General features: G+C 57.4%; 26 protein-coding genes and 1 pseudogene. 9 read left to right on the forward strand and 18 right to left on the reverse strand.

Annotated elements, in window-relative coordinates:
• Positions 1-19: 19 nt before the first annotated feature.
• The 3 genes from QYQ99_RS00875 to QYQ99_RS00885 form a co-directional block, all read right to left on the reverse strand.
• Positions 20-3,088: an efflux RND transporter permease subunit gene (locus QYQ99_RS00875; protein ID WP_302091000.1), complete on the reverse strand. Its 3,069-nt coding sequence runs from the start codon at positions 3,086-3,088 to the stop codon at positions 20-22.
• Positions 3,085-4,206, reverse strand: a complete 1,122-nt coding sequence (locus tag QYQ99_RS00880; RefSeq protein ID WP_302091001.1) for an efflux RND transporter periplasmic adaptor subunit — start codon at positions 4,204-4,206, stop codon at positions 3,085-3,087. The genes QYQ99_RS00875 and QYQ99_RS00880 overlap by 4 nt, the downstream gene beginning before the upstream one ends.
• Positions 4,207-4,294: 88 nt before the next feature.
• On the reverse strand, positions 4,295-4,912 hold the full coding sequence (locus QYQ99_RS00885) for a TetR/AcrR family transcriptional regulator (protein ID WP_302091002.1): 618 nt from the start codon (positions 4,910-4,912) through the stop codon (positions 4,295-4,297).
• An 87-nt stretch (positions 4,913-4,999) separates the two neighbouring features.
• On the opposite strand from QYQ99_RS00885, the gene QYQ99_RS00890 reads away from it, so the two are divergent.
• Positions 5,000-6,436, forward strand: coding sequence for an efflux transporter outer membrane subunit (locus QYQ99_RS00890; protein ID WP_302091003.1), 1,437 nt, complete (start codon positions 5,000-5,002; stop codon positions 6,434-6,436).
• Positions 6,437-6,526: 90 nt separating this feature from the next.
• Here the strand turns inward: QYQ99_RS00890 and QYQ99_RS00895 are convergent, their stop codons facing one another.
• On the reverse strand, positions 6,527-6,721 hold the full coding sequence (locus tag QYQ99_RS00895; protein WP_302091004.1) for a hypothetical protein: 195 nt from the start codon (positions 6,719-6,721) through the stop codon (positions 6,527-6,529).
• On the opposite strand from QYQ99_RS00895, the gene QYQ99_RS00900 reads away from it, so the two are divergent.
• Together QYQ99_RS00900 and QYQ99_RS00905 are read left to right on the forward strand one after the other, a co-directional pair.
• Positions 6,720-7,079 carry a hypothetical protein gene (locus tag QYQ99_RS00900; protein ID WP_302091005.1) on the forward strand — a complete coding sequence of 120 codons (360 nt, stop codon included), beginning with the start codon at positions 6,720-6,722 and terminating at the stop codon, positions 7,077-7,079. The genes QYQ99_RS00895 and QYQ99_RS00900 overlap by 2 nt on opposite strands.
• 51 nt (positions 7,080-7,130) lie before the next feature.
• Complete coding sequence (locus QYQ99_RS00905) at positions 7,131-7,334, forward strand: hypothetical protein (protein WP_302091006.1); 204 nt, start codon at positions 7,131-7,133, stop codon at positions 7,332-7,334.
• 79 nt (positions 7,335-7,413) lie between these two features.
• Here the strand turns inward: QYQ99_RS00905 and QYQ99_RS00910 are convergent, their stop codons facing one another.
• Together QYQ99_RS00910 and QYQ99_RS00915 are read right to left on the reverse strand one after the other, a co-directional pair.
• Entirely contained in the window at positions 7,414-8,250 is an 837-nt protein-coding gene (locus QYQ99_RS00910; RefSeq protein WP_302091007.1) for a hypothetical protein, read from the reverse strand.
• A 600-nt stretch (positions 8,251-8,850) separates the two neighbouring features.
• Positions 8,851-9,528, reverse strand: a complete 678-nt coding sequence (locus tag QYQ99_RS00915) for a Crp/Fnr family transcriptional regulator (protein WP_302091008.1) — start codon at positions 9,526-9,528, stop codon at positions 8,851-8,853.
• A gap of 101 nt (positions 9,529-9,629) precedes the next feature.
• Here QYQ99_RS00915 and QYQ99_RS00920 point away from each other — a divergent pair, with 101 nt between their 5' ends.
• From QYQ99_RS00920 to QYQ99_RS00940, 5 genes are read left to right on the forward strand one after another with little or no spacing between them, the layout of a single operon-like run.
• Entirely contained in the window at positions 9,630-10,622 is a 993-nt protein-coding gene (locus tag QYQ99_RS00920; RefSeq protein ID WP_302091009.1) for an ABC transporter substrate-binding protein, read from the forward strand.
• 11 nt (positions 10,623-10,633) lie between these two features.
• A complete protein-coding gene (locus QYQ99_RS00925) occupies positions 10,634-11,434 on the forward strand; it encodes an ABC transporter ATP-binding protein (RefSeq protein ID WP_302091010.1) in 801 nt (266 codons plus the stop codon).
• Positions 11,424-12,179 carry an ABC transporter permease gene (locus QYQ99_RS00930; RefSeq protein WP_409812533.1) on the forward strand — a complete coding sequence of 252 codons (756 nt, stop codon included), beginning with the start codon at positions 11,424-11,426 and terminating at the stop codon, positions 12,177-12,179. The genes QYQ99_RS00925 and QYQ99_RS00930 overlap by 11 nt, the downstream gene beginning before the upstream one ends.
• Positions 12,180-12,223: 44 nt before the next feature.
• A complete protein-coding gene (locus QYQ99_RS00935) occupies positions 12,224-13,123 on the forward strand; it encodes a TauD/TfdA dioxygenase family protein (protein ID WP_302091012.1) in 900 nt (299 codons plus the stop codon).
• Between the two features lie 40 nt (positions 13,124-13,163).
• Positions 13,164-13,340, forward strand: coding sequence for an aldehyde dehydrogenase family protein (locus QYQ99_RS00940; RefSeq protein ID WP_302091013.1), 177 nt, complete (start codon positions 13,164-13,166; stop codon positions 13,338-13,340).
• Here QYQ99_RS00940 and QYQ99_RS28325 read toward each other — a convergent pair.
• From QYQ99_RS28325 to QYQ99_RS00970, 7 genes and pseudogenes are all read right to left on the reverse strand, one after another.
• Positions 13,337-13,510: pseudogene (locus tag QYQ99_RS28325) on the reverse strand (hypothetical protein); the annotation flags it as partial. The gene QYQ99_RS00940 and the pseudogene QYQ99_RS28325 sit on opposite strands and share 4 nt — an antisense overlap.
• Complete coding sequence (locus tag QYQ99_RS00945) at positions 13,507-14,373, reverse strand: hypothetical protein (protein WP_302091014.1); 867 nt, start codon at positions 14,371-14,373, stop codon at positions 13,507-13,509. The pseudogene QYQ99_RS28325 and the gene QYQ99_RS00945, both read right to left, overlap by 4 nt.
• Positions 14,374-14,452: 79 nt before the next feature.
• Entirely contained in the window at positions 14,453-15,580 is a 1,128-nt protein-coding gene (locus QYQ99_RS00950; protein ID WP_302091015.1) for a porin, read from the reverse strand.
• 51 nt (positions 15,581-15,631) lie between these two features.
• Complete coding sequence (locus QYQ99_RS00955) at positions 15,632-16,627, reverse strand: Bug family tripartite tricarboxylate transporter substrate binding protein (protein WP_302091016.1); 996 nt, start codon at positions 16,625-16,627, stop codon at positions 15,632-15,634.
• A 130-nt stretch (positions 16,628-16,757) separates the two neighbouring features.
• Positions 16,758-17,087 (reverse strand): NIPSNAP family protein, encoded by a 330-nt coding sequence (locus QYQ99_RS00960; protein ID WP_302091017.1) that lies wholly within the window; start codon positions 17,085-17,087, stop codon positions 16,758-16,760.
• Positions 17,084-18,799 (reverse strand): FAD-dependent oxidoreductase, encoded by a 1,716-nt coding sequence (locus QYQ99_RS00965; RefSeq protein ID WP_302091018.1) that lies wholly within the window; start codon positions 18,797-18,799, stop codon positions 17,084-17,086. Before QYQ99_RS00965 ends, QYQ99_RS00960 begins: the two co-directional genes overlap by 4 nt.
• Positions 18,800-18,815: 16 nt before the next feature.
• On the reverse strand, positions 18,816-19,646 hold the full coding sequence (locus tag QYQ99_RS00970; protein WP_302091019.1) for an SDR family NAD(P)-dependent oxidoreductase: 831 nt from the start codon (positions 19,644-19,646) through the stop codon (positions 18,816-18,818).
• Between the two features lie 157 nt (positions 19,647-19,803).
• Between QYQ99_RS00970 and QYQ99_RS00975 the strand changes: the two genes are divergently transcribed.
• Entirely contained in the window at positions 19,804-20,727 is a 924-nt protein-coding gene (locus tag QYQ99_RS00975; protein ID WP_302091020.1) for a helix-turn-helix domain-containing protein, read from the forward strand.
• Between the two features lie 478 nt (positions 20,728-21,205).
• Here QYQ99_RS00975 and QYQ99_RS00980 read toward each other — a convergent pair whose 3' ends face one another.
• The 5 genes from QYQ99_RS00980 to dmpG all read right to left on the reverse strand — a co-directional run bounded on the left by QYQ99_RS00980 (position 21,206) and on the right by dmpG (position 24,906).
• Positions 21,206-21,682, reverse strand: coding sequence for a MarR family winged helix-turn-helix transcriptional regulator (locus QYQ99_RS00980; RefSeq protein ID WP_302091021.1), 477 nt, complete (start codon positions 21,680-21,682; stop codon positions 21,206-21,208).
• A gap of 275 nt (positions 21,683-21,957) precedes the next feature.
• Positions 21,958-22,197, reverse strand: coding sequence for a hypothetical protein (locus tag QYQ99_RS00985; RefSeq protein ID WP_302091022.1), 240 nt, complete (start codon positions 22,195-22,197; stop codon positions 21,958-21,960).
• Between the two features lie 27 nt (positions 22,198-22,224).
• Positions 22,225-22,497, reverse strand: coding sequence for a hypothetical protein (locus QYQ99_RS00990; protein WP_302091023.1), 273 nt, complete (start codon positions 22,495-22,497; stop codon positions 22,225-22,227).
• A gap of 32 nt (positions 22,498-22,529) precedes the next feature.
• A complete protein-coding gene (locus tag QYQ99_RS00995; protein ID WP_302091024.1) occupies positions 22,530-23,393 on the reverse strand; it encodes an alpha/beta hydrolase in 864 nt (287 codons plus the stop codon).
• A gap of 466 nt (positions 23,394-23,859) precedes the next feature.
• Positions 23,860-24,906: a 4-hydroxy-2-oxovalerate aldolase gene (gene dmpG, locus QYQ99_RS01000; protein ID WP_302091025.1), complete on the reverse strand. Its 1,047-nt coding sequence runs from the start codon at positions 24,904-24,906 to the stop codon at positions 23,860-23,862.
• Positions 24,907-24,909: the final 3 nt, after the last annotated feature.

Consider the following 24,909-nt stretch of genomic DNA (forward strand, 5'->3'; position numbering starts at 1 on the left):
GTTGGAGGAAGGGGGGCGATCAGCTTTGCAAAGGAGCTGGCCTGATCTTGAACCAGATGGAGTACATGGCCGGCAGGAACACCAGGGTCAAAATCGTTCCTGCGAACGTGCCTCCGATGAGCGTGTAGGCCAGCGTTCCCCAGAACACCGAGTGGGTTAGCGGGATGAATGCCAGGATCGCGGCCAAGGCCGTCAAGATCACGGGCCGCGCGCGCTGGACGGTTGCTTCGACAACCGCATTGAACGGGCTCAAGCCTTCCTGCTCGTTCTGGTGAATCTGCCCGATCAAGATCAGCGTGTTGCGCATCAGGATGCCGGACAACGCAATCAAGCCAACCAGGGCATTGATGCCGAATGGCTGCTGGAACAGAAGCAGCGTCGGCACTACGCCAATCAATCCAAGCGGGCTGGTCAAGAACACCATGACCATCGCGGAGATCGAACGCACCTGCAAGATGATGACAAGCAGCGTGAGCGCAATCATGATCGGGAACAGCGGCAGCATCGCCGTGGTGGCTTTGGCAGACTCCTCGATGGAGCCAGCCTGTTCGATCCGGTAGCCAGAAGGGAGCTGCTCGATGACCGGCTGCAACTGCTTCAAAATAGCAACAGAAACATCCGGTGATTGCAGCCCGTCGGCGATATCGCCTCGAACCGTGATAGTCGGCGTGCGGTCACGGCGCCGCAGAATGGGGTCTTCCATGCGCACATCGACAGTGCCCACCTGTGACAGCGGTATGCGTTGTCCTGCTGAGCCGGCAAGCGTAAAGCCGGCGATCTTTGCAGGATCAAGACGAATATCACCCGCCGCGCGACCGACCACCTGCACAGAGCGGATGTCCTCGCGTACCTCCGTAAGCGGCACCCCGCTCAACAGGAACTGCAACTGCAAGGCCACCGAGTTGGACGTTAGCCCCACGGCTTGGAGCCGATCCTGATCGAGCGTGAAGTGCAAGGTGGGAACACGCGAGCCCCAATCCGTGTTGACCGTGCGCATCATGGGACTGGCGCGCATGACGTCATCGACCTGGGTGGCGATCATGCGCAACTTGTCAGGGTCGGGCCCCATCACGCGGTAGGCGACAGGAAATGGCGAGGGCGGGCCGAACACGATCTGCGTGACGCGCACCCGTGCCTCCGGCGCCAAGCCGTCGGCTGCTGCCTGGCGCAGCCTGTATTTGAGGGCTTCCCGCTCCTTCTCATCGCCGGTGAGCACCACGACCTTGGCAAACGACGGATCGGGCAATTCAGGCGACATGGCCAGGAAGAAGCGCGGAGCGCCCTGGCCGATATAGGACGTGACAACCTTCGCTTCCTTCTGCTTCGCCAGCCAGGCTTCGACCTTCGCCGTCGCGGCACTGGTTTGCTGGATCGAAGTGCCATACGGCATCTGTACCTCGACCAGCACCTCGGGCCGGTCGGATGTCGGGAAGAACTGCTTTTTGACCAGCCCCATGCCGACGACGGCAAGCACAAACGCCCCCACAACCGCGCTGGCCACCAGCCATTTGCGTGCAATGACACGCCCCAGTACCTGGCGGAAGCGGTTGTAGTTTCGCGTGTTGTAGATGGCTTCGTGCCCGCCCTCGACCTGCTTGATGTTCGGCAGCATCTTCACGCCCAGATACGGCGTGAACGCGACCGCCACCACCCAGGAAACGACCAGGGCAATGCCGACGATCCAGAACATATTGCTGGTGTATTCGCCCGCCGTGGAGCGTGCGAATCCATTGGGCATGAAGCCGATTGCGGTGACCAGCGTTCCCGAGAGCATGGGGGCTGCCGTGTGGCTCCAGGCGTAGGCCGAAGCGGCGACCCGGCTATAGCCTTCCTCCATCTTCACGACCATCATTTCGATGGCGATGATGGCGTCGTCCACCAGCAGGCCCAGCGCCAGAATTAGTGATCCGAGCGTGATGCGGTCGAAGTTCTTGCCGGAGGCTGCCATGATGATGAACACGGCCGCCAACGTCAGCGGCACGGCCGCCGCGACCACGAAGCCGACACGCCAACCCATACTCACGAAGCAGACCACCATCACGACGAGCAGCGCGACGAAGAACTTGACCATGAACTCGTCCACCGCCGAACTGATGTTGACGGCCTGATCCGTCACTTTCGTCAGGGACATTCCCAGAGGGAGACCTTCATTGATTTTGGAGACTTCCGCCTCCAGCGCTTTTCCGAGATCGAGGCCGTTCCATTCGTCACGCATCACGACGCCGAGCAGCAGCGCCGGTTCGCCGTTGCTGCGCACCTGGAAGGTGGCGGGATCTTCATAGCCACGCTCGACAGTGGCCACATCCGACAATTTCAGCGTTCGTCCCTTGGCGGTGATCGGGGCCTGCCTGATCTTCTCCAGGCTGTCGAACGCGCCATCGACGCGCAGGAAGACTTGCGGCCCCTTGGTCTCGATAGACCCGGCGGGAGTCAATACGTTTTGATCGTTGAGTGCAGCAAAGATGTCTTGCGGCGTGACACCCAGCGTAGCCAGGCGATCGTGCGAGAACGACACAAAGATGCGTTCAGACTGTTCCCCGATGATGTTGACTTTCTTCACTCCGGGGACATGTAGCAGTTGTTGGCGCAAGGCTTCCGCTTCACGCACCAGCAAGCGCTGTGGTTCGCCTTTGGCTTTGAGAGCAAAGAGCGCAAAGGTCACGTCGGCATATTCGTCGTTGACCATCGGACCGATAACTCCGGCAGGCAGCTTCTTGGCCTCATCCACAAGCTTTTTGCGGGCCTGATAGAACTCCTCTTGAACCTCGGAAGGCGGAGCGCTGTCGCGCAGGAAAACCATCGTGAAGGCCAAGCCGGGACGGGTATAGGTCTCCGTCCGGTCGTACCACCGCAGCTCTTGCATGCGCTTTTCCAGCGGCTCTGAAACCTGATCCTGCATCTCCTGCGCCGTGGCGCCCGGCCAGGCGGTGACGACCGTCATCTGCTTGATCGTGAACGGCGGATCTTCTGCGCGTCCGAGTTGGAAGAACGCAAGAATGCCGGCGCCGGTAATCAGCAAGATCAAAAACAGCATGATGGAGCGCTCGCGCACGGCGAGCGCAGACAAGTTGAATCGGCGCTCGCTCACGGACGTACTCCTTGCGCCGTGGCGGCCGTCTGAGTGGTTTTAGTGCCTATGCGCACCTGTTCACCTTCTTTAAGCAAGTGCGCACCCAAGGCAACGATTTGGTCGCCTTGTTTGAGCTGGCCAGCAATTTGGGCGCTGTCGTTACCCAATTGCTCGATCGTCACAGGGCGCCAGGACACTTCCTCCGGCTTACCGCTGATGAGCCAAACGCCTGGCCCTTTACCCGCATCGAAAATGGAGCCAATGGGCACCTGCAAGCTGCTCTGCGCTGACGCTGCCACTTTCGGAATCTGGATCGTGACGGTGCTGCCCAGCGGGGCGCTCCCCAATTCGCCGTCGAGCACATACCTGGCCTCGAAAGTTCGGGTAAGCCGATCCGCAGCATCGGAGAGCTGGCGAAGTCTGGCCGGAACGCCAGCACCTGTTTTGCCAAAGAGCGTGGCCTGTGCCGTCGAGCCGATCGCGGGGCGCAGGGTCTCCGGCAGTTGGATCACGGCCTCGCGCTGTCCGGCACGGGCCAGGCGCACGACAGTCTGCCCAGCGCTGATCACCTGCCCAGGCTCGGCGAGCGTTTCCATGACGACTCCATCGCTGTCCGCGACCAGTTCCGCATAGCCACTTGCATTGCGGGCAACAAGGGCCTGGGCTTCGGCCGCGCTGAGCTGGGCTTTCGCGGTATCCGCTGCCGCCTTGATCTGATCGTAGGCCGATGCCGAAATCGCTCCCGTGCCACGCAGGTCGCGGTAGCGAGCCTCATCTTCGGCGGTCTGCTGCGCCCGTGCCCGTACCGCAGCGACTGCTTCCTGCTGCGCCTGGGCCGCGAGCTTCAGATCAACGGGGTCGATGCGCATGAGCGGCTGGCCGCGCTTGACGGTTTGCCCGGCATCCACAAGCCGTTCCAGCACCTTGCCGGCGATACGGAATCCTAGATCGCTCTGTACTCGCGCGGCGACGGTTCCGGTAAACGAGCGTGATGCGGAGCTTGCGCCTGCGACGGTGGCGGTACGCACCAACGGTGCTTCGGTGCGCGGGTCAGATGTCGCTTTGTCGCCGCACGCGGCCAGTGCGAGGGGCAATGCACAGATGAGGGTAGAGGTAGCGAGGCGGCGCCGGAGCATAAAAGTCCCATCGACGAAGTGATTGGACTTTTATTTTGGTACCAGTGACTAATTTAGTCAATAGTCACAATTGGTTTTGGGCCATGCGTCATGGAGACAAGCTGCGGAGCACCAGGTTGGACAGGTGCACCGGCGCCTCTTCGACGTAATCAAAGCTGTGTTGCAAAAGCAACGGATTGAGGTAGGGGCGCATCACCAGGTAGATCGCCTTTGCGGTCTCATCCAGAGGGGTCTTGCGCTCAAAGTCGCCAGTCTGCCGGCCTGCCTGCAAGACGTCTTGCAGCAGCTTCTGGATGCGTTCTTCAAAGGCGATCACCGACTGCCAGTTCTCCGTGGCGGCGGAGGCCGCAATCTCGTAGAGCTTGCGATCCTGAAAGAACAGCTTAAGGCTTGCTTCGGAGGCGGTCTTGAACATTCGCCGCAGCTTCTCCGGTGGAAGATCGGTCTGGGCCACGGCCTCCCCGACCTCGGTTTCGATCTGGCGCAGGCAATTCGCACAGATCATTTCGCCGATGGCCTGCTTGGACTCGAAAAACTTGTAGATGTACGCCTTGGAGAAGCCGATGGCCTTGGCGAGGTCGGAGACGGTCGTCTTCTCATAGCCGTAACGACTGAAGTGTTCGGTGGCCGCTGTGACGATCTGGTTTCGCACCTCGTGATCGGCCGGGCCTCGGGCCGAGACGGGATAAGCGCTTGTTTTCTTCATAGGCTCCAGCTTACGTCAACCACAAAGACTGGACAACCTGTGACTGTTTGGTACTATAGTCACCCTCTGCTTTTGTGGAATACGCCCATGGTGCCCAAACACACTCTTTCCGCGCTCACTGTTGCCTGCCTTCTGGCCGGCTGCGCCGTCGGCCCCGACTACGTTCAACCCGACGCCCCCATGCCTGCGCAGTTTCATGGTCAGGCTGCAATGGATCTTCGGCATGCAGCCACCAATGCCGGCCTCGCCACTTGGTGGACAGGTTTCGACGATCCGCAACTGACGCGGTACGTCACGATGGCCCTTGACCAGAACCTCGATATCGCACAGGCATCCGCCCGGGTCACGCAAGCACGTGCGGGTCTCGGTGCGATGAATGCTGCGCTGTTGCCGTCCGGCAATATCGGCGCTCAGGCGGCCAGAGCCTACCAATCCGTTGAAACGCCGTTGGGGCAAGTCCTGAACTCAGCGCGTGGCTTTGACCGTTACGGCAGCTCCTACGAAGCCAATCTCACTGCAAGCTGGGAACTGGATGTGTTCGGTGGGCTGCGCCGTGGCCGAGAAGCGGCGCTTGCCGACTACCAGGCTTCAGAAGCAGGTGCGGCCGCCACGCGGCTGACAGTGGCCGCGCAGACCGCCGACATCTATATAAGCATCCGTGGATTGCAAGCCCGTCTGGATGTCGTGCGGCGCCAGGTGCAGACACAGCAGGAACTGCTCTCGACCATCAAACTTCTCAACGGCAAGGGCTTGGCACCTGACTTACAGGTAAGGCAGGTCGAAGGAGCGCTGGCCCAGGTACAGGCATCTGTCCCCGTTCTTGAAGCGGGCCTGGATAGCGCCACGAACGCCCTCGACGTGATGCTCGGGACACCACCCGGCACACACCGGGAGGAACTTGCCAAGACCACCAACATCCCGCTGGCTCCGCAGATCACAGCCACGGGATCACCGGGCGACCTGCTGAGGCGGCGGCCAGACCTGATTGCAGCCGAGCGTCGCTTGGCTGCGTCGAACGCGCGTATCGGCGTGGCTGTCGCCGAGTACTACCCCAAACTTTCCTTGAGTGGACTGATCGGCAGCGCCACCGCAGTGTCCAGCGGCAATCTGTTCACCAGCGGTGCCAGCCAGGCCGCTGGCGTTCTCGGCCTGCGCTGGCGCTTGTTTGACTTCGACCGCATCAATGCACAGATTGAGCAGGCCAAGGGACAAGAGGCCGAAATGCTGGCGGCGTATCGGCTCGCGGCGCTGCGCGCAACCGAAGACGTAGAAAACGCTTTTTCTGCCCTGGTCAGGCGTGAAGAACAAACTGCCGTGCTCTCCCAAGGAGTGGACTCGCTCGGTCAAGCACGAGCAGCTTCGTTTGCGGCATACCAAAAAGGCGTTGTCAGCTTGATCGAGGTCTTGCAAGCAGACGACAGCTTGCTGCGCGCGTCCGACGCGCGGGTGCAGGCACAGACTGAATCGACGCGCGCCGCAGTCGCTGCCTTCAAGGCACTGGGCGGTGGGTGGCAGTCTTCCTAGACTCTTATGCCATTCGATAGCAGTCATTGCCGTCAAGGAGTCCAAGGTCCGCTTTTGGCCGAGCTCAGTCGGTCATGACCAGCAGACTGGTCAGCAGCATCCGGCACGGGTGGTCAGTTTGACCGGAATACGCAGCTGGGGTCGCAAGGAGCTCAGCTGATCGACAAAGGCACCTTTATGGTGAACGAACCCGAGCACAGCGGCGCCCCGGACATCATCACCATCCGCGCCCGTGCTGCCGATCTGTGCGGCGAGATATGCAAGCGCACCGAGAAAAGCTGGCATGACACCATGCCTGGGCTCCATCCTGGCCACGCTGCCCAAGCGCAACAAGCTCCCCCGCAAGGTGGATGCCAAGCTGGGCGCCACCCGGGTCCGGCACATCGACCAGACCAATGAATCAGGCATGCACTTCATCACCCGGCTGGCGCGCAAATATGACACCGTGGCCACGGTGAAGAAAAAACACCTGTCCTTCATGCCCGTCAACGGCACCCAAACCAGCAAGGGCGAGAGCCTGCCAAACCTCGAAATCACCCGCATCGGGGCGACCAGCACCGCTGAGCCAGCAGCACCCGCGATGCCTATGACGGCGTCAATGCGCTTTGGAACGACCGAAAGTCTGGCAAGCGCAAGGAAGTGATTGCAGGCAAGAAGGACTGCAACCTCAAGACCATGAAGGAAACCTTCGGCATTGAGGCTGACGCGCGGGCCGCAGCCAAGAGCGAGCGGCAGCGCATCAATCGAGGCATGGCTACGCCTCGATCTGAATCAGGCCATCGTTGCGCCAGCGCTGATGCCGCAGACCCCTGTGCGCGTGACGGGGTTCAAGCCTGAAATTGATGGCCAGGTCTGGTGGTGCCAGAAGTCACCCATGCGCTGGGCAATGGGGCTCTGACCAGCAAGGTGCAGATGGAGCGCAATACAGACGCGATGGATGCAACCGAAGCTGATGCTTAGCGCTGCCCAGACAGCTCTTATTTCAACGATTCCTTGTACATCTTGGCATTCTCAACTTCCTTGCCTGCATCAGTGATAGCTTTTTCATAATCGGCTCTCGATGGCGAAATCACTGGCAGGATTTGCCGCTCGTCGAAGTCCTTTACCGAAGCAAATTCAAGCTTCAGTTGGTACTGCTTGCTTTTGGCATTCTGAACCTCCAAGGTGTTCCAGTTGTCGCAAGCCATGAAGCCAACTTCATAGTTTTTCCTCATGCTTGCGCCGGCACGCAAGCCGCCCTCGTACTTGAAAGTGCTGTAGACCTTGCAATGACGCGTGCTGGTTTCCTCACCATTCAAGAACAACCAGGCATCCCATTGGGCAGATGACAAATTGAATTTACTCGAGTTGCTGACTTCATAGACAAAGTCCTTGCCAAATCCAAATCGATTCTGAATCGTCAGTCCTCGGGCCGAGATCTTGGACAGCTCTGCCTCCACGCCCTTCAGAGACAGCTCTTGCTGCGTCAGTCTCTCTGCATTGGCCGCCAGCTCTGCTGCACTCTTTGCTGCCTGCTGGGTTTTCAGCTGTATGTACTCATCTGCCTCACGACTGATGACGACACGCGGCGTCATGCTCGAGTACTTCGCAATCAGCTGCTGCAGACTGAAATTGCTTACAGCCCAGTTGAATGCCTCCTGCTGATGGGCACTCATGTCTGGCCATGCCTTGTTCAGCGACGCTCTGTAAGCTGCTTCATCAGTTGTTGCCAAGGGAGCATCGATGCCCTTACCTGTACAGCCGACCAACAACAGCGCTAAGCCCAACAGGCCCGCAGATCCACGACTCACTAGCATCTCGGCTCCCTCATTCATTTAATTATTGCTGGCTCAAATATACCAATTGTTACAAACATACCAACGTATCCGAGACGACCAAATGGAGTTGAGGAAATTCATGCTCTTGGTGGATGAGTTCTTCCGCCCCCAGCATGACGACATAGTGGTGGCGGAGATGGACGGGGATCTCACCTGCAAGCACCTGTCCGGCGCACCTGCGGCGTGTGTGCAACTTTGCCGGGCTGCCGGTCGGCGATCAGCAATTGCTGATGGAATGCACGCCCGTTGGCGATGCATGGGTGTCGGCAGGCGAACCGCCGAGCACTTGGCAGAGCTTGACGTGCACAGCATGGCAGCGTTTGAGGAGTGAAACCCCAGGGCTAAGGCTCTGCGCCACCCTTGGAAGAGCTCTGAATAAATCAGAAACTACCCGCTATAAGGCATCCGCACCATCATTGATGCATCGCCAATCACTTCTAAGCTATTGATTTCTCGTTGCCGAATATTGCGCAATGACTGTCAAAGGCCGCGATAGCAGACACAGAAAAGATTTATGCAGAGGCTCCTTAGGGAACCTCTGCATAAAAGCACCAGTCTAAAACCAAGCTGCCGATGCTAGACCTGACCTGCTCAGGGCTATGCGCTGCAGAAAATTTCAATCCAGCGATAACCCAGGCGAATCTTCTTTTGTGCTTGAAGTTCGCGCAGTTCGAGGTTGACTTTTTGACGAGACGCTCCAACGGCATGCGCGAGATCACCTTGAGAAATGCGAAGCACGACATTGCCGTGAACAGGCTTTCCGTTTTCAGCTGCTATGCGTTGCAACGTCGCCCAAACTCTCGCATTGAGAGTCTCTTCAGCCCTGATGAAGATCATGTCGAACAATTCGTTCACGCGCAGGCTTAGTGCACGTGCCACTGCCAAAGATGCCAGAGCATCGCTTGCCAAGACCTCGAGCAAGGGCTGACTTGGCAAGATTAGAAGTTCGACGTCTCCGGTTGCGACAAGGTCTACCGGCACCGGCGCATTTCCCAACACCGAACTAAAACCGCTGATTTCGCCTGGTTCCATCCAACGCGTAAATTGCTCGGCCCCTCCTGGGGTGTAGCCCACAGAGCGCAGACGTCCTGACAACACAACCAACACGCTCTGTGCAGAGTCACCTCTTTTCTGTACGAGTTGGCCGTCGTGGAACGTTCGCTTGATGCCAATGGCACGAAGCCGCTGCATAGAGGGCTCAGGGAAGTTCGCAAGCCAATCCACGCGGTAACGGTCACCCGATAGACGCCTAGGGAAGTCGAGCTTGGTGTTCATCCGAACATTGTCACCTGAGGCGCAATTCAATTGGCTGGTCGATTTTTTAATCCGTTTGCATACCGATTGTCGTAACTCTCTCTCCAACGGAACGGATTACCATGATTCGAAAAAAACTGATCGCTCTCGCTATAGCTTCTGTATCGGCGCTATCCACTTCGGCTATGGCTCAGTCCGTCGTCTTGCGCATACAGGACTATCCCGGCTTGGGCAACTTTCTGGTTCGTGTCGCCAATGCGAATGGACTCTGCGCAAAGCATGCCATCACGTGCGAATTGCGCAGCATTCCGCAGGCTCCGTTAGCGATGCAGACACTGCTGGCGGGAGATCTCGACGTCGCATTTACGCCTCCGGAGGTTCTTGTCCAGGCTGCGAACAAGGGAGCTGCAGTCAAAGCGATTGGCAGCGGAGCTCGCGGACCCACATTCTTCCTCATGGCGGGAGCTGGCTTGGATACGCCCAATGCGGCCCATGGCTATCCGGCGGTCATGCAGGATTTCAAAGGCAAGAAAATCGGCGTTACAGCAAGAGGCGGCGCAGCCGAGTTCCAGTTGGTGAGCCTGCTCAAGGGTGCAGGCATGTCTACCCAGGACGTCACGATTGTTGCGGTCGGCTCGCCCAACACCGCCTTTCCTGCGATCTCGCAGAAGCAGATTGATGGGCTGATGCTTTTCACCCCGATGGATGGCTTTTGCGAAGTGTCGAAGGTATGCCGGATGGTGGTTGATCCCCGCAAGGGGCAAGGTCCCAGTGATGTCCTGGAGACCGACGGAGCCTCGATGCTGCAAGTCGTGCGCGATGAATTTCTTCAGAAAAACTCTAAGGCGATAGAGGGGTACCGAAGGGCCATGATTGAAGCGAGTGAGTTTGCGCAGAACCCCGCAAACTTTGGGGCACTGCTCAAGATTGCGCAAGACACCTTCAAGATCAATATTCCGAATGGAGACCAGATTCTTGAGGTCTCGCTGCGTAACTCTTTGCCCTCTTTGCAATTTCCTGTAGATCCCAAGGCCTTCCAGGATACAGCGAGGTATATGCAACGTACAGGCCAGATCAGCAAGGTGGTGGACACCTCTACGCTGCTGGTGCAGTGAGCGGAGGCGATATGCCCATTCCCAACGCTCTTGCCTCCAGACAGCCTGCGGTTGCCGTAGATGGCCTGCATTTAAGCTTCGACGGCAACAATCCGGTTCTGGCGGACATCTCTCTGAATATTGCCGAAGGCGAATTTGTCTCTCTCGTTGGCCCAAGCGGCTGCGGTAAGACAACCTTGCTAAATCTGTGTGCGGGCCTGGTTGAAAGCACGGGTTCCGGATCCATCAAAGTGATGGGTAGCCCTCCACGATCCGGTAATCCCCAAATCGGCTACATGCTCGCGCGCGATAGCCTCTTGCCGTGGTGTTCCGCCTTGGAAAACGCCGCCTTTGGCTCAAAGGTCAGAGGGCAAACCAAGAAACAAAGCCTTGAACGCGCACGAAAAATGCTCGCCGAGGTAGGCCTTGCAGAGCATGCCAATGCATTGCCGAAGGCACTTTCGCACGGCATGCGTCAGCGTACTGCTCTCGCACGGACATTTGCATTGGATGCACCGCTGCTGTTGATGGATGAGCCATTTGGAGCACTTGATGCGCAAACCAAGTTGCAGCTTCAAGATTTGCTTCTATGCCTCTGTCATCAGCACCGACAAACGGCTTTGTTCGTCACTCACGATTTGGCAGAAGCTGTCGCCGTTTCCGATCGTGTGATCGTGATGTCGTCCAGGCCAGGACGCATCATTGCAGACGTGCCGATTGACCTACCGCGACCTCGCTCAATTCGTGAATTGCAAAAGTCGCCACGTTTCCACGAACTCTATGCGACTCTCTGGTCGCAGCTTGAATCGGGGTGGGTACACCATGAAGGCTAATCGACTGCAGTGGGTACTCTTGCACATCGTTTTCATAGCCTTAATGCTGGGATTTGCCGAGATCGCCTCTTCGCGTAAATGGGTTGATCCGACATTTTTTGGCCAACCAAGTGGAGTACTGGCCTACCTTTGGGAAAACGTAAGAACAGCAAAGTTTTGGAGCGACCTAGGCTGGACTCTGACAGCTGTAGCCGCGTCTTTTGTTCTGGGCAGCCTGGCCGCATTCGCCGTTGGACTCATTTTTGTTCGCTGGCCTGCGATCGAGAGATTCGCTGACCCCTACTTCAACGCGCTCAATGTGATGCCACGTATTGCTCTGGCACCGCTGTTCATCCTGTGGTTCGGCCTTGGAATAGGCAGCAAGATTGCCGTTGGCTGCTCGCTTACCTTCTTCATCGTTCTCTCTGCGACTGTAGCTGGCATCCGCGGGGTGAGCCAGGACCACTTGACGCTATGCAAGACATTGGGGGCGAAAGCCGGCACAACGTTCTTCGAGGTCACTTTGCCTGGTGCGGTCCCAGTGATCTTTTCAGGACTCAGACTAGGGTTGATCTATGCCCTGCTCGGAGTTGTCGGCACCGAAATCATCGCAAGCGAAAAGGGCCTGGGCCAAACCTTGGCCTATCTCGGCTCCACCTTCGATATCAATGGCGTTATGGCTCTCCTGCTGGTACTCGCATTGCTAGGGGTTGGCATCGTGCGCTTCATGACCTGGCTCGAAAAACGCCTGCTGCACTGGCAGTAAGCAGTTCTCTCACTACCACCTGCTATCCCTGAAAGGCATTGAACATGGCCAATACCACACCCATGGAGTTGATCGATATTGCTAGCCGCTACAAGCACATACAGCCGGTCCCCAGAATGCCGAACTTCGCGGCTTGGATCGAAGGCGTTGATCTCACGAAGCCTCTGACTGATGAAGTTAAGGCTGAACTTCGCCAGGCGTTGTTCGACTTCGAGGTCATCTTCTTCAAACCGCAAACAATCACACCAGAGCAACACATTGCATTGGGGCAGGTATTTGGACCGATCTCAAATGGCTCCTATTTCGACCGCAACGCGAATGCTCCCGAGATGGAAATGATCGTGTCCGACCGCGACCGACCGCCGGCCATCGACAACTGGCATACAGACATCAGCTGGAAGCTCAACCCCCCATTAGGAACAGCGATACAGATCACCGTGACTCCTCCAGCTGGTGGAAACACTTGCTGGAGCAGCACCAGCAAAGCCTTTGAATGGCTATCCCCCGGCATGCAACAGTACTTGGAGGGGTTGAGTGCCGTGCACACCTGGGAACAATCAGGCTTTCGTGAATACCTTGGAAAAAAGGGAGACGAAGCTCTCATCGCTGCAATCAAGGCAGGCAAGCCGGTCACACATCCTGTGGTCCGAGTGAATCCTGACTCAGGCCGTAAATGCATATTCGTGAATGCCGACTTCACCCGAAACATCATTGGAATCGACCGCCATGAAGCTCGTGGGGTCCTTCATTTTCTACTTGGCTGGCTACAGAGACCAGAGTTCATGGTGCATCACCAGTGGGAAGCTGGCGGCATTGCGATATGGGATAACAGGAGCACGCAGCACTACGCTGTCGCTGATTACTGGCCCCATCACCGGGTAAACCAACGAGTCACCTTCGATACACCGTCTTCATTGATAGCCTCCCAAGTTCAAGCTGCCTGAACTAGTTCTCCGCAAATACATACGACATCCGGAGCATTGCATGAAAGACCATCTGCAGTTCTATATCAACGGTCAATGGGTGGATACGGCCACCCCGCGCACCCTGGAGGTGATCAATCCCTCCACGCAGCAGCCCATTGCGCGCACCAGCCTGGGCTCGGCCGCCGATGTGGACGCCGCCATCAAAGTAGCCCATGCATTCATGCTCCTCCCATAGAAGGCGGAGAAATCGAACGCCTTGAGGAACACCTCATGAAACGACGCTTCATCGGCGATTGCTGCACCTTCAACAACGAATGTTTTCATTCGGCCCATCGCGTTTGACGTAAGGGGCGATGCGCGTCGGCGCTGCGCCCTGCTTGATGGATGGGTTGGCATACGAATCATCGCAGCGAGAATAGCTTCGATATACCAAAGCCGCCGATGATGATGGGATATACGCTTAACGGAATCCACCAAAACGTATGCGGCGCATGCCTCCTCACCTTTAGAAATTTGATGACACGTTCGTATGTAGGCTCGACTTTCGTGAAGTAAGGTGAAGAAGAATTGCCCTCACCATTGTCTGGCGGCTCCTCTCTCATGCGGAGATCAGGAAAACGGTGGATCAGGAATTGGAGGATGAGAGCGGCACATATCAATGAAGGGCTGGAGATTTGATCGTTTGACAACTGACCATGAAACGCAAACCTATTCACTGCAGCACCAACCAAAGAGGTTGCAAGAGGAACGGCTATCGCCAAGCACCCTTTTCCAGTCCAGTAAATCAAGGTGTCTCCTCGTATGCCGAAATAGATATAGGCGACAAACATGTGCTGTTTGCCGCTGAAGATCTTCATTTCGGCGCGGTCGATGTGCACGAAGCCCAGCGTCGTTTCTTCAAACTTTCCGAGCCTTCGTGGCACCTGCATCGCGGGCTGTCGGCAGATGCCGTGACGCTGCAGGCATCGATGCAAGGCGCTGCGGCTGAGCCTGGGTGCCGTCTCCAGGAGCTGCCCCATGAGATCGTCCAGCGACAGATGCCTTTGCTTGCGTAATCCAATTGCAAAGTGTTCTTGCTCTTGAGAAAGATGCTGGCTTGCTCTGTACCGAGGAGCCATGCGCTCATTGAGAACAGAGGTGCGCGCACGCCACTTGGCCATGGTCTTGGCATAGCGCTTGGCCAAAGACCGATGGGATCCGGTGGCTAGCTGGAGTTCTGCGCGGATACGCGGCGTCGTGCGGGCGCTGCCATGCAGGCGGATTGCCATAGTGCTTTCTCCTGTTCCAGGCTGAAGAATGCACCATGACTTCCTGGGACCATACATTCAGCTTGCTTCTCGGGCAAGCTCAGAATCGGTGTACCGCTCCAACCTGAACGCCCTTGATCGTGCGCCCATTCACGTCATCTCCTGCGAGGTTGGATTTCAGCCCTCCCGATCCCGCGAGCCGGAACCCCGTGTTGCGCTCGTTCGCCATCCGCTCGGCCAGCGCGAACAGCATCGTTCGCTTAGACAAGTCATAGTATGCAGCTAACGTTGCGCCCTTGGCTCCCTCTCCATGAGGTCCATTGATCTGGCCCCATAGGGCGCCTAAACGCAGTTTTGGCAGCACTCGGTAGTCAGCCGCGACCTGCCAGATCCGGTAGTACCGGCCCACGTCAGCATTCGTCCCTGCTACCACCCCACCTATATTGCTAAGGATAGAGCCAGCATTGTTGCCAGCTACGCTGGCGGTACTGTTGTTACTGCGCGCAAGGGCCAAGTAGATCTTGCCCTTGCCGTGATCGTAGTTGGCATAGACGTTGTCGTAGCGCACAGGTGCCTTGTATGGCGCGTTCTGTGGCGCACGTGCGTACAAGCCCGTGTAGCCTACTTGATACGAGCCATTCATGTAGTCAACACCCGCCTGGTAGAGGGCTTGCCGAGATGGAGCCCCGGTTTCCGCCATGGCGTAGTGCAACTCTGCCTGGAGGCCGCCCACGCGAGGCGAGATGTAGGCAATATCGTTGTCGAAACGCGCAGGTACGCCGAAGTTGTTCACCATCGATCCTAAAGTGCGCCCCGTAAAATCGATAGCACCGCCGCTATTCAGCAACGCTGTGTTCTGCCGGCCTAGTCGCACCTCACCCCAACCACCGCCCAACCCCACCCAGCTCTGGCGGTCGAAGCCGCGCGTGGCTTCGGCCTGAGTCCCGTTGTCGGCGTTGATACCCATCTCCAGCTGAAACTTGGCATGGAGACCGCCGCCCAGCTCTTCCTTGCCACGAAAGCCGAGCCGACTGCGCAGTACGGCGCCATCCTCCAACGCGGTGATATTTTTGCCGGAGCTGCTACGCAAGTGACTGACATATTGGTCCAGTGAACCATAAATAGTGACGGACGACTGCGCCCAGGCAGTTGCTCCGGTGGCTAAGAGAATTGAGAAGGCAGCGAACTGTCTGCCGCAGCGCGGTTTTAAAGACAAGACAAGGTGCATGGATGGATTCCCCTGTGGTTGTATTGCGGGCGGAAAGCAAAAAGGCTCATGTCAGTCGACTACGAGATTGCGCTCGCGGATCAATGTAGAAAGCACCTTGGTCTCTGCTGCAATCGTCTTGCGGAAGGCGACCGCGTCCTGCACGACAGATTCAGTGCCGAGGTCGGCAAAACGCTGCTTGACTTCGGGCTGAGCGATGGCCTTGACGATTTCCCGCTCCAAACGAACGGTGATTTCGGTTGGCGTATTGGCTGGTGCGAAGACGCCGAACCAGTTGCCGAGCTCAACACCCTTAATACCCAGTTCGGTCAACGTAGGTGCGTCGGGAAAGAAGGGCGATCGCTTGGAGCCAGTGACAGCGAGCAGACGCGCACGCCCTTCGCGGATGTGGGAAATGCCGCTTGCAGGATCAAAGTAATAGTCAATTTGGCCAGCCAGCACGTCCTGCAACGCAGGCGCAGCGCCTTTGTAGGGTACGTGCACCACATCAACATTGGCCTGTTGCTTGAACAACTCACCAACTAGGTGCATCTGCGTTCCCGCACCACCAGACCCGTAACTCAGCTTGCCAGGAGCCGCCTTGGCCATCGCTACAAGCTCAGTGGCCGACTTGGCGCGCAAATCCTTTTTAGCCACCAAGTAGAGCTGTGCATAGCCCAGGCTGGCCACGGGGCGTAGGTCACGTTCAGGATTCAGCGCAGGCTTGAACAGAAAGGGGTTCGCCGTCTGCACCGAAATAGGTGCCACCATAAAGGTATAGCCATCGGGCGCTGATTTGATGGTCTCGCTAGCTGCAATGTTGCCACTGGCACCTGGCCGGTTATCGACAACAACAGGCTGGCCCAGCGACTTGGCCATGGCAGCACCCACTACGCGGGCCATGACATCGGTAGAACCGCCGGCAGGAAAGCCCACGACGAAGCGTATAGGCTTGGCTGGCCACATTGCCTGGGCATGGGCTTCAACGCCGGCCTGTAGGCTCAGTGTTGCCACCGTGGCGCTCAGCAAGGTGCGGCGCGACAGAAAGCGGGAAAGAGAATGCGTCATAGTTTGTCTCCGTCTTGTAGATAGTTAGGAGCAGGACTTACGCAACTACACATGCACAAAGGACGTTACCAGCGAGCAACGTCTTGTTTAAATCGGATTTGCGTAAGTCGAGCGGGAGAAGGTGGAAGATCTAGCGCTTCCAACCCAGCATTTCGACTGCGTGGATCAATCGAGTCTCCTGCGCAGTGATCAAATGCCCCGAGGCCTTCAAATAGGCAGGAAAATCCGGATGCAGATCTCGCGCGCGACTGCGAAGTTCGTAGTCAGCAAGGCTGTCGTAACCCCACAGATGCACAAACTGGTTCTGTGGCCCCACGAGGCTGGTGTAAAAACCCAGCGGATGCCCCAGGGTCTGTATCAACACTGGCATGGCCAGGGAGTTGAACACCTCCAAGAATTCGGGCATTTTGCGCAGAGCGATGGTGTAGACGCGGTGGTCGATCAAGGCCTTTGCACTCATAACGCATCCCCGCCATTCAGCGCCCGATCAGCAATGTGATTCGCCGTGACATAGCCAAAAGTCATATTCGGCCCGTGGGTGATACCCGCTCCCGGATAGTTGCCCCCCATGATGCTGGCGCGATCGTTGCCCACTGCATACAACCCCTCGATAGTCGAGCCATCGCGCCTGAGCACCTCGCCGACCACGCTAGTGCGCGCGCCGTCGAACGTACCCAGATCTCCCATAACAACTTTGACCGCGTAGAAGGGGCCGTTTTGAACGGGGGCCACACAGGGGTTGGGTCGGTGCTCGGGGTCAGCCAAATAGCGGTTAAAAGCTGTTTTGCCACGGCCAAATATAGGGTCCTCGCCGCGCACCGCGTCCCGGTTGTATGCTTGTATCGTGGCCTCAAGTCCCTGCGAATCTATGCCCGCTTTGTCTGCCAGTTCTGCTAGCGTACGGCCCTCAATCAAATAGCCATTGCGCAAAAAGCGGCCTATGGGCATTGGAGCGGGCTTGACATAGCCCATGCCGTACTTGGAGAGAGTGGCCTTGTCACAGAGCAGCCACATGGCGGTTTCTGCCAATCCAGCGCAAGCCTCTATCATGGCCGCCCCTACGTCGTGGTAGGAGTTGGATTCATTGGTAAAGCGTCGACCGTTTTGCAGCACACCAATCACGCCGGGTTTGTAGCGATCCAGCAAATGGGGGAACACGCCCACTTCGCCGCCCCCTAAATAGACCTTACTCACAGGCATCCAGGCTGCTGAGTCTTTGAGGCGAATATCCACCATACCGCCAGCAGCCTCGGCCATGCTTACGCCATCTCCGGTGTTACCGACTGGCGTTGGGGATAGATGCTCGTGGCCCCGGCGCAGATGTGGATAGGCTTGAGCAATACGCTTTACATCGTGAGGAAAGCCACCAGCGGCCAGTACCACACCATGACGGGCAACGATGCGCCGCTCACCACCCTCCGTGGCTGCAAGAACGCCGACAGCACGATCACCCTCCATCAGCACCTGCTTGGCTGGCGTATTGGTCAGTATGGGAATACTCAGGTCCAGTGCTGACTGCGCCAAACGCGCAGCAAGCGCATTGCCACTGGTCACGTTGATGCCACGCCGGTACAGCAACAACTCCTTCATGTGCGTCGCCAGTCTCTTCGAAACGTACAAGAACGAAGTCAACGATTTGGTAGCGCGGAAGAAATGCTTGAGATCGGCATTAGATGAGTTGAACATCATGCCCATAAAGGTAATGGTCTTGAGCGGGGGCTTAAGCCGTTGCATGTCCTTGCCTAGACCACGGATGTCATAAGGCCTGGCCAAGATAGAGCGGCCTATGTCCACGCCGCCTGCAGCGTCGGGGTGGTAGTCTGGGTAGAGCGTGGGCACAAACTGCATGGCCGTTTCGCGCTCAAAGAATTCCACCATCTTCGGCCCCTGCTCAATAAAGACGCTGACCGCCGCCTCGTTGTAGTGCTCACCGGTCTCGCCCATCAGGTAGCGACGAACGTCCTGCACCTTGTCTGCCATGTTCTGTTTACGGCCATGGCTACTGAGCGGGATCCACAACACGCCCCCTGACAGCGCAGTAGTGCCCCCGAAGACCGGCTCTTTCTCCAGCACAACCACGTCCAGCCCGCGTTTTCGCGCCGTCACTGCAGCGGCTAAGCCAGCTGCGCCACTGCCCACGACCACCACATCGCATTCGATTGCATTCGACATTGATCTACCTTCCTGATCAGCGTGCGTGGCTAAAGCCGGGGCGTGGCACCATGTCCATCAACTTGGACGACATGCCGCCATCAACCATAATTTCGGCCGCATTTACATAGCCTGCGCGCGGGCTGGCCAAGAAAGCCACTGCATGGGCGATGTCCTCGGCCTCTCCCACGCGACTGCTGGCGGTAGCCGCAGAACGCGCCTGTTCCACACCAGGCTGTGCATAGAAATCGGCCGACAGCGGAGTGCGGATCATTCCGGGGCTGATTACATTGCTTCGAACCGCATCAGCCCCCCATTCCACGGCTAACTGGCGCGATAGCAGACACACGCCGGCCTTGGCAGCGCTGTAGGCACCACTGTGGCTTTGCGGAAAATGTCCAGCAATAGAAGCCACATGCACCAGGCTAGCGCCACCGTCTCCTCGATGCGAACGCAGCTGCGCGCCAAAGGCCTTGGCGGCCAGCCAGTACCCTGTTAGATCAACGGACAGCACTAGATTCCAATCATCCAGCGTCAACGTCTCAAGAGAACCAGCGCGTAACACGCCCGCGTTGTTCACCAGCGTATGGGCCGGACCCAGTTCGCTCTCTACTTGAGATGCAGCTGCCTGCAGTTGCTGCTCGTTCGATGTATCGCAGGCCACGGCGGCCACCTGTCGCCCCTGCGCTTTGAGTTGTTGCGACAGAACCTGCAGCGCGTCAGCATTCTTGTCAATCAGGGCTAGGCGTGCGCCCTGCGTAGCCAGTACCTCAGCAACTGCGCGGCCGATGCCGCTGGCTGCACCCGTTACCACGCAAACCCGGTTCTGTAGTTGCAACCAGCCGGCTTGATCCGTTTCTATCGTCATAGCGACTCCCTTTGAATCCGAAGAGTCGCATTCTCTGAGTCGCGTTGCGCGAAGTCCTTTGACAATTCATGCAAACAACCGGACTTTTCGTGCGCGGCTATTTCATCACGGGTAATCCCTATAAGCATGAAAGCGCATCAGGTAGGACATTTCATGCATGCCACGTCACTCTCCTCCCAGCAGCCGCACGCGCCGTATCCCCAACTACGCAATGTATGGCGACAACGCGCCGGCGGGCGGCAGCAACATGTTTAACTTCGAGTGGATACCCGAGCGCTCCCCGTTGTATGGCTGGGAGATCGACCCTCACGAGCACCAGTCGCTAATCCAGATCCTGCTCATGACAGAGGGCCAGGGCAACGCATTGTTAGACGATGTACGCTGGCCTCTGCGCGCACCAGCCCTAGTAGTTGTGCCCGAAGGCCGCGTCCACGGATTCGAGTTCAACCCACAAGTCAACGGGGTTGTGGTGACAGCAGCACAAAAACCGCTGGAGGCAATGGCACGGATAGTCATGCCCGATCTGCTGTCCACGCTGCGCAAGCCGCTGGCCATCAACCTGCCTGAGCATGGCCGCTACACGGCGGGCCTGATGCCGTTGTACCTGAGCATAGAGCGGGAATGGCGTCTGGCGGCGACGGGACAAGTCGCTGCAGGCCTTTCACTTATCACCGCGCTGCTGGTGCAGGTGGCGCGGCTCAATGAAACGCTGGGATCGGCAGCCTGGCCAGCACTTTCGCGCAAGTCTCTCCAGTTGGAGAAGTTCAGAAACCTTATCGATGAGCACATACGCCATCGATGGAGTGTGGCGCAGTATGCTGAGCAGTTGGGTGTCAGCGCGGGTCAGCTTTCCCGGCTCACTCGCGAAAGCTTGGGAAAATCTAGCATCGACCTGATTAATGAGCGTGTCCTCATCGAAGCCCAACGCGAGCTGATCTACACCAACGCAAGCATCAAGCAGATCGCCGATGGCCTTGGCTTCGAGGATGAGAGTTACTTCGGTCGATTCTTTCGCAAGCACTTGGGCGTGAGCCCGCAGGCTTACAGAGTGCAGGAACTTGAACGCCTGTCTCAGGATTAAGAGACGCACAAATACAGCCCCTGGAAAGGGGGTATGGCGTAAATCTTGGACGGGTTATGCAGCGATCCCGAGGGCCCTGCTGCGCGGTTTGTTTCTGGGGGCCTACACCTCGTGCCTAACCCCGTCTATTGATGTGCAGTCTGCTCCTAGTTTCAAGCACCCGGATCGTCTTGGCAGACAGGTCAGTAAAAAGCGCTTGCATTGACGGGAAGTCCCTGTAATGCAACAACACCCCTCTCTGCTGAGCTTTATGCATGATTCCCGAAAGTTGTCCAACCTGCGTCTCAACGGTGAATTTAAGATACCCAACAGTCAGAGAAGGGCTTTGCGCCAATATTCTAAAAATGGATAGTAAAACAGTTATTTTAGCGCTATTATTAAAATATCTATTATTGATTAATAGATATTTAGGAGAGCCTCTAGTGATTGATATAGCCTAAAATATATAAAGCAATTCGACTTACCTTGTAAATTTTTATTATTTGGATTCAGCAATTATTCGTAGGCACTTTACAAAAAGACCTCGATACTCTGGAGGCAGTTTATCCAATAGTTGATCTTCAACAGCAGCGTCTTTAGGCATAACTCTATTGAGTAGCTCTATACCACCTCCTGCAACATAAAGCTCATACGCGCGAGCATCCCCGGGAGAAGGCTTTCGCTCAATCAGCCCACTTGCGCTCATGCGTTTGATCATGTCTGCGACAGTATTACGGTCCATAGATAGGCGCTCCGCAAGCGCATTCTGTATAAGACCTGGCTCCTGGTAAAGCAATACAAGCGCAGCTTTCTGGCGTGGAGTTACGTCCTCCAAAGCAAAATTCGAGCTGAAGATCTCCTCGGCCTTAAAATGAGCGCGCCGCAAAAGATGGGAAGGAACGTCCTCGAGACGAAAGTTACGTAGAAGTGCTTCAACCTCGGTAGTCAGCGTTGGCGATGCAGAATTTTGAGACATTGACAGAAGAGCGTTCGGTTTAACACTTAAATAGAAACCAGAAAGGATTATGACGTAGGGGACTCAGGCCAAGTTCGATCTTTGTCGTCAAAGTTTACATACTTATTGCACGAAGACAGTCGCACAGGCTTTAGATCGTACAACCCACTTACCAGCACTGTGCCCTTAACAACGTCATTGGGCAAGCCGAACTCAGCCTGCGAGTTGGTCATGAGTGCTGCCGCTGCAAGATGTGCTCCCGAGGAGTGTCCAGACAATTCAATGCGGTTTCGATCTCAACCGAAAGACGCAGCGTTCTTATATACCCACGCAATAGACTTTTTCACCTGTTCTGCCATAGGCAGCAGATTTCCCTTGGACTGTATAGCGTTGATGAAGTCTGGCGCTACATAGTGGACGCCGTTGGCCACGAGCATCACCGCCATATAACCCCATTGAGCTGCAGATGAGCCAGCCCATGCGCCACCATGGATGAAGATATGCACAGGTGCCCCTGTCTGGTTTGCAGCGGTCAACTCCCGCTTTTCATGCACTGACGGCGCCTAACTGATCATGCGAGGTGCTCCAATCCTGCTCCTTGCGACTGCAGTGCTCCAAGCACAACGATCAATAAAGCTTTCAATATTGGGAAGCAAGGCAGCCTGATCGTAAGCCTTGTCCAATGCCACTTGGTCGAAGTCCATCCAGACCTTGGGCAACTTATTGATGGATCCCTGCGCGAGTACTGGACCCACAAGGGCCAAGCCAGCAGCAGAAACACCGGCAGACAGAATTGTGCGGCGCGCGGGAAGACTAGGAGATTTGATGCTTTTCATTTTTGTTCTTGACGTATGTTTGGAGAGAGGATTCAGATCCGAGTTACGTTGACGATCCATTCAGTTAGAGGATGGCCGGCCTTTTCAAAGCCATAGATTGCATCGAAGTGGTTGCGGCCCTCTTGCGGTAACATCTGTGCCCGGTTGCCGGCATCGGACCATGCCTGCACGAAGGCAAGGGACTGGCGCTCGAACTCAGCCGGCTCCTCACTGCCCCACGAGACGAGCAGCGGTGTGGCACACCTGCGCACACTGTGCAGGGGCGTATTGCGCCGGATGGCGCCATCGTCGATTTGCAGCATGGGCTGGATCGACGACCAGCGGAACGGCTCGATCTCGAAAACGCCGCTGACGACAACTGCCCCAGCGAGCGGATCTTTGGGCAGTCCGTACTCGCCCTCCCAGTCGGTCTGCAGGCACATGGCGGTGAGGTGCCCCCCGGCTGAATGGCCGCCAAGGACCACACGCTGCGGGTCACCGCCGTAGCGCGCGATGTTTCGCAGAACCCAAGCCACCGCGGCGCGGGACTGGCGCGTGATCTCGTCGATACTGACTTTGGGGCACAGCGCATAGTTCACGACGACCGTGGTGATGCCGCGCGCACGCATGCCGTTAGCAACGGTCGAGAACTCCTTGCTGCTTAGGATGCGCCAGGCGCCACCGTGGATGAAGACGAAGACCGGCGCGTCCGGCTGCTCTGCCGGGAAGATGTCCAGCGTCTCGTCCAGCGTGGGGCCGTAGGCGACGTCCAGCTGTGCGTCCACGCTATTGCGCAGCGCTTCGCTCGCTTCGACGTAGTGCTTGGCGTAGATCATGAAGTCGGGCACCGACTTCTCGACGTCGTACTCGGCGTCGATCTGTTCCTGCGTGCGGAACTGGCGATACAAGGGTTGCATGTAATATCCAAGAGGCAAGGCACCCATCGGCCGACCTGTGCGGGTACCGGGAATGAAAGGGGCTGGGGCTAGTGTCGGATGCGAGTGCGGCGGCAGGTGTGGACCTTCCTTAGCTCTCCGCTGTGAATCCTGATTGCTTAACTATTGGAGCCCAGCGCAAAGTTTCTGCTTCGATGCGCTTAGAAAATTTAGCTGGGCTTAGGCTGTAAGGGGCGAATCCCGATTTCTCAAGTTATTCAGCGACAGCAGAAGACCACACGGCTTTAACCGTCTCGGCGTTCAGCTTATCCATCACCGACTGTGGCGTTTGAGCAGGAACGAGCAAGCCATACCAATCAACGCCTGTTACGTCCTCAAATCCAAGTTCAGTAAATTACGTTTCTTCTCGCAAATGGCACGATTGCTCCGTAGAAGTAAATCTGATTCGCTAATGTGAAAGATTGAGTCAGCACACCTTCTAGCTGCTCTAGGACTTGCAGGCTTGGACGCGTTGCTGCAAATCCAGCGCCACGTCGACGATCATGTCCTCCTGGCCACCCACCATGCGGCGTTTGCCCAGCTCCACGAGGATGTCTACCGTCTTCAGACCGTATTTCTTCGCCGCGGCCTCGGAGTGGCGCAGGAAGGAGCTGTACACGCCGGCATAGCCGAGCGCGAGTGTCTCGCGGTCCACGCGCACCGGGCGGTCCTGCAGCGGGCGAACGATGTCATCGGCGGCATCCATGAGCTTGTAAAGGTCGGTGCCGTGGGTCCAGCCGGCACGTTCGGCTGCCGCGATGAAGACTTCCAGAGGCCCATTGCCGGCGCCCGCGCCCATGCCAGCAAGGCTGGCATCGACACGGATGGCGCCGGACTCGACCGCCACCAGGGAGTTGGCGACGCCCAGGCTCAGGTTGTGGTGGGCGTGGATGCCGATGGTGGTCTCTGGCTGCAGCGCCTCGCGCAGCGCCAGCACTCGGTCGCGCACGTCGTTCATGTTCATCGCACCGCCCGAGTCCACCACGTAGCAGCAGGTCGCACCGTAGCTTTCCATCAGCTTGGCCTGCTCGGCCAGCGTCTGGGGCGAGGACATATGGCTCATCATCAGGAAGCCGACGGTATCCATTCCCATCCTGCGTGCCGACTCGATGTGCTGTCGGGCGGTGTCGGCCTCGGTGCAATGAGTGGCCACGCGCACGATGCGTGCACCGGCGTCATAGGCCGCCTTCAGGTCATGCACGGTGCCGATTCCGGGCAGCAGCAGCGTGGCGATTTTCGCGTGCTTGACTACCGAAGCTGCGGCCTCAATCCATTCAAGGTCGGTGTGTGCACCGAAACCGTAGTTGAAGCTGGAGCCCTGCAGGCCGTCGCCGTGCGCGACCTCAATGGAGTCCACTCTTGCCTCGTCCAGGACCTGCGCGATCTGCCGTACCTGCGCCACCGAATACTGGTGGCGGATGGCGTGACTGCCGTCGCGCAGCGTGACGTCGGAGATATAAAGCTTGGCCTTGCCGGCCCAGTTGGGATTGCTCATGGT

Source organism: Comamonas testosteroni (genome assembly GCF_030505195.1).
Classification (GTDB): Bacteria; Pseudomonadota; Gammaproteobacteria; order Burkholderiales; family Burkholderiaceae_C; genus Comamonas; species Comamonas testosteroni_G.